4 protein-coding genes are annotated in these 4,484 nt (G+C 70.3%); 1 reads left to right on the plus strand and 3 read right to left on the minus strand.

The genetic code is table 11. The features are described 5' to 3' along the window. Positions 1–105 precede the first annotated feature (105 nt). The 3 genes from ACFWI9_RS00735 to ACFWI9_RS00745 form a co-directional block, all read right to left on the minus strand. Positions 106–1,227, minus strand: a complete 1,122-nt coding sequence (locus ACFWI9_RS00735) for an LLM class flavin-dependent oxidoreductase (RefSeq protein ID WP_387157930.1) — start codon at positions 1,225–1,227, stop codon at positions 106–108. Between the two features lie 144 nt (positions 1,228–1,371). Beyond that, positions 1,372–2,133 carry an SDR family NAD(P)-dependent oxidoreductase gene (locus tag ACFWI9_RS00740; protein WP_387157932.1) on the minus strand — a complete coding sequence of 254 codons (762 nt, stop codon included), beginning with the start codon at positions 2,131–2,133 and terminating at the stop codon, positions 1,372–1,374. A gap of 44 nt (positions 2,134–2,177) precedes the next feature. Beyond that, positions 2,178–3,101, minus strand: coding sequence for an LLM class F420-dependent oxidoreductase (locus ACFWI9_RS00745; protein WP_387157933.1), 924 nt, complete (start codon positions 3,099–3,101; stop codon positions 2,178–2,180). Positions 3,102–3,341: 240 nt separating this feature from the next. On the opposite strand from ACFWI9_RS00745, the gene ACFWI9_RS00750 reads away from it, so the two are divergent. After that, a complete protein-coding gene (locus tag ACFWI9_RS00750; protein ID WP_387157934.1) occupies positions 3,342–4,166 on the plus strand; it encodes an inositol monophosphatase family protein in 825 nt (274 codons plus the stop codon). The last annotated feature ends 318 nt before the right edge of the window (positions 4,167–4,484 follow it).

Genomic DNA, 4,484 nt, shown 5'->3' on the forward strand with positions numbered 1-4,484 from the left:
GGGGGCGCCCGCGGGCGCGCCCCCCCCCGGGGGCCCCCCCCCGCGGGCCCGGGTGCGGGTGGCGGTCCGGGAAGCCACCGCCCGCGGTCCTCACGGGGTTTCCTTTCAGACCGCCGCTTCGCGCAGGCGGGTGGTGCGGTGCACCGGATCGGTGTCGATCTTCGGGATGACGTGTTCGCCGATCAGTTTGATCGTCGTCATCGTGTCCTCGTACGAGATCCCGATCGGCAGACCGAACGAGAGCTGGTCAGCCCCCGCCTGGTCCCAGCGCTTGCACTGGGCCAGCACCTCGTCCGGGTCGCCGCAGATCATCAGCTCCTCGGCGATGAGCAGTTCGATGATCTCGGCGCTGTAGTCGGGCAGCAGCTCGGGCCACTCCGGGACGCCCTCGGGCCGGGGGAAGGTGTCGTGGTAGCGGAAGAGCAGCGACTGGAGGTAGTTCAGCCCGCCGCCGACCGCGATCTCGACCGCCTTGTCATGGGTCTCCGCGCAGATCGCGGTGGAGGTCACCATGACGTTGTCGTTGACGTAACCGCCCACCGGCCGCGCGTCCTTGATGGCCGACTTGTACGAGTCGACGACCCACTCCATGTCGGAGACTTTCTGCACGCTGAAGCCCAGCACACCGAGGCCCTTCTGGGCGGCCATGGCGTACGAGGACGGCGACCCGGCCGCGTACCACATGGCGGGGTGGGACTTCCCGTACGGCTTGGGGAGCACCTTGCGCGGCGGCAGGGACCAGTGCTTGCCCTGGAAGCCGGCGTATTCGTCCTGAAGCCACATCTTGGGGAACTCGGCGATGGTCTCTTCCCAGATCTCCTTGGTGTGGTTCATGTCGGTGATGCCGGGCATGAAGCCGAGGATCTCGTGCGAGCCGGCGCCGCGCCCGGAGCCGAACTCGAAGCGGCCCTCGGAGAGGTGGTCGAGCATGGCCACCTTCTCGGCGACCTTCACCGGGTGGTTGACCGGGGCGAGCGGGTTGAAGATGCCCGAGCCGAGATGGATGCGCTCGGTGGCGTGGGCGAGGTAGCCGAGGAAGACGTCGTTGGCGGAGAGGTGCGAGTACTCCTCCAGGAAGTGGTGCTCGGAGGCCCAGGCGTACTTGAAGCCGGACCTGTCGGCCTGGATGACGTACTCGGTCTCCTCCATCAGCGCCTTGTGCTCGGCGAGCGGATCGGTCTCGGCGCGCTTGCCGAGGTACCCCTGTACGAACAGTCCGAACTCCATGGAACCCACCACCGTCTCGTGCCCAGCGACATTCTGACGCCGTTTCTGACGATGCGTCAGATCCGAATGCCCCGACTGTTCCACCGAGCCCGCGAGGCGTCAATACCTGACGAGACGTCAGACATGGCGGGTCCCGGAACAGGGTCAGAACAGGCTCACCCCGGCCAGCCAGCCCCCGTCGATGACGAACGGCTGCCCCGTGATGTACGAGGAGTCCTCGCAGCTCAGGAACAGCGCCAACCGGGCCACCTCCGCCGCCTGCCCGACCCGCCCCAACGGCACCAGCTTCCGGTACACCGCGTCGAGCGCCTCCTCGTCCGCGCCCCCGGGATTGCTCATCGGCGTGTCCACCGCCCCCGGGCACACCGCGTTGACCCGTATCCGCTTCGGCGCAAGCTCCAGCGCCGCCACCCGGGTCAGACCGAGGATGGCGTGCTTGGTCGCCGCGTACGCCCCGACAGAGTGCATACCGGTGAGCGCGGTGTACGAGGCCGTGTTGACGATCGTGCCGCCACCGGCCGCCTCGATCTCGGGCGCGACGGCCTTGATACCGAGGAACGCCCCGATCTGGTTGACCTGGATGATCTGCCGGAACTCCTCCAGTGGGGTGCTCACCAGCTCGTTGAAGCGCAGGATGCCCGCGTTGTTCACCAGCCCGTCGATGCGCCCGAACGCCTCCACCGCGGTCTCGACCGCAGCGGCCCAGTCGTCCTCCCTGCCCACGTCCAGGCGCACATAGCGAGCCGCGCTCTCGCCGAGCTCCTTGGCGAGCGCCTCACCCTGGTCGTCCAGCACATCGGCGAGGACCACCTTGGCCCCCTCAGCGGCGAACAACCGGGCCTCCTGCTCGCCCTGGCCGCGTGCGGCGCCGGTGACGAGAATGACCCGTTCGTCCAACTTTCCCATGCCGTACTCCTGTTCACCTGTCGCTGCCGTGTCGTCTGCTTCGTCTACTCGCCGAGATGGGGAGCCACTTCGGCGGCGAACGCCTCCATCTGGTCGATGAGTTCGGTCCGGCTCCGGCTGCGGAACCGGACCTGGATCTGGTCCACCCCCATCGCCCCGTACGCCCGCAGCGACTCCGCGATGGACTCCGGCTTCCCGGTGAGCGTGCGGCGCCCGACGTCCCAGGCGGCGTCCCCCACGTACAGCGGCTCGGTGATCGCCCCGATGACGAGCGGCCGGACGATCCCGGCCGCCTCGCGCAGTGCCCTGAGCTTCGCGATCTGGCCGGGCAGCCGGTCGCGCGGATCGCCCTGCGGCAGCCAGCCGTCGCCCTTGAGCGCCGCCCTGCGCACGGCGGCGGGCGACGAGCCCCCGACCCAGAGCGGCACCTCCGGCTGGGCGGGTCGCGGCTGCTGCCCGAGCCCGTCGAAGGCGAAGTGCTCACCACGGAAGGCGGGGAACTCCTCGGGCCCGAGGGCGGCCCTGAGGGCGTCGATGGTCTCGTCGAGCACGGTCCCGCGCCGCTCGAAGTCCACGCCGAGGACCTCGAACTCCTCCGGCACATGCCCGGCACCGACGCCGAGGATCAGCCGCCCGGCAGAAAGGTGGTCGAGCGTCGCGTACTGCTTGGCGCTCAGCAGGGGGTGCCGCAGTCCCACGACGGCGACATGGCTGAGCAGCCGCACCCGCTCGGTGGCGGCGGCGAGGAACGAGAGCGTGGCGACCGGGTCGTACCAGACGGTGGACATGGCCCCGGCGAGCCTGCGCGGGATGGCGACATGGTCGCAGCTCGCGATGTAGTCGAAACCCGCGCGGTCCGCGGCGCGCGCGATGGCGAGCAGGTCCGCTGGACCTGCGGACACCTCCCAGGACTCGGCGTAGATGGTGCTCTGCGACTGGACTGGGAGCTGCATCCCGTAGACCACCATGGTGGGCCCCTTCGCCGTACGACGCGGGTGGCGGACGCCCTCGGCCTGACTTGCCCGACTCGACCTGACGGTCCGTCACATTCAATGGGGCACCATCGTCTTGGCTGAGGCGTCGGTGGGCAAGGGGGTACGCGGGGTTCGGGGCCCGGGCAGTCCGGTTCGCCCGTCGGACAGGTGGAGGCGTTGCCCGAACGGCACCGGTTCAGCCACCCGCGGCAGGGCCCCGGTAGCGTGCACAGGGTGATCGACTCATACGGGGACCCTGACGACACCCAGGTGGCCATAGCCGCCGCCCGCGCTGGTGCCGGTGTCGTACGCGGCATGTACGGGCAGCGGCTCGGCCGGATCGACAAGGGAGGCGGGGACTTCGCCACCGCGGCCGACGTGGAGGCGGAGAAGGCGATCGCCTCCGTCATCCGTGCCGCCCGCCCGGATGACGCGCTTCTCGGCGAGGAGGGCGGACGGCAGGGGGAAGCCGGGGCGGTACGGCAGTGGCTGGTCGATCCGCTGTGCGGCACGCTGAACTACGCCGTCGGCAACATGCTGGTGGCCGTCAACGTGGCGCTGCGCGAGGGCACCGGGACGGCCGTGGCAACGACGGTGGCGGCGGTGGCGGACCCGTTCAGCGGCGAGGTGTTCCACACCGACGGCGGGGCCGCGTGGGTGCGTCGCGACGGCGACGGCGACACACAGCTCGCGCCCACCGCCGCGACCCGGTTGGTGGACGTGAACCTGGATCCGCCGTTCCCGAACGCGCCCGCGTTCCGGGCCGTGGAGATGCTGGCCGAAGCCGGGTTCGTGGAGCGGTTCCGGCCCCGGGTCGTCTCGACCACGCTGGCCCTGGCCTGGGTGGCGGCCGGCAGGCGCGCCGCGTACGTGACCGACGGCCGCGACCTGTCCGGGAGCGTGCACTTCGCCGCCGGTATCGCGCTGTGCCGGGCGGCCGGGTGCGTCATCACGGGGATCGACGGCGCCCCACTCGGGCCCGCCGGGCGCGGGCTCGTGGTGGCCGCGGACGTCGAGACGCATGAGCGGCTGATGTCGGTGATCCGGGACCTGGGCTAGCGGGACGCGTCGCCTTTCGCGGGTGTGGTCATCGCCCCACCTTTGCGGAAGGGAGGCTCGCTCGAATCGAGGGATGGTCCGTACATCGTTGCCTCCCGGAGTGAAAGGGAAGTCCGGAATCGCCTTCGATGCGACCGAGTGTCCGGGCAGCAGCGCCGGCACCGGCTCCGGCCGGTCCGGTACGAGGCGGGTACACGACAACGTGGGGGGGGGGGGGCGCGGGGGGGGGGGTGAGGCGGTTTTGTGAGGGGGGGGGGGGGGGGGGTGGTGGGTTATAAAAATCTATGGTAGAGGGGGTATAGGTGTGTGTGTTGTGTT

The sequence above is a fragment of the Streptomyces sp. NPDC127084 genome, assembly GCF_042724175.1.
GTDB lineage: Bacteria > Actinomycetota > Actinomycetes > Streptomycetales > Streptomycetaceae > Streptomyces.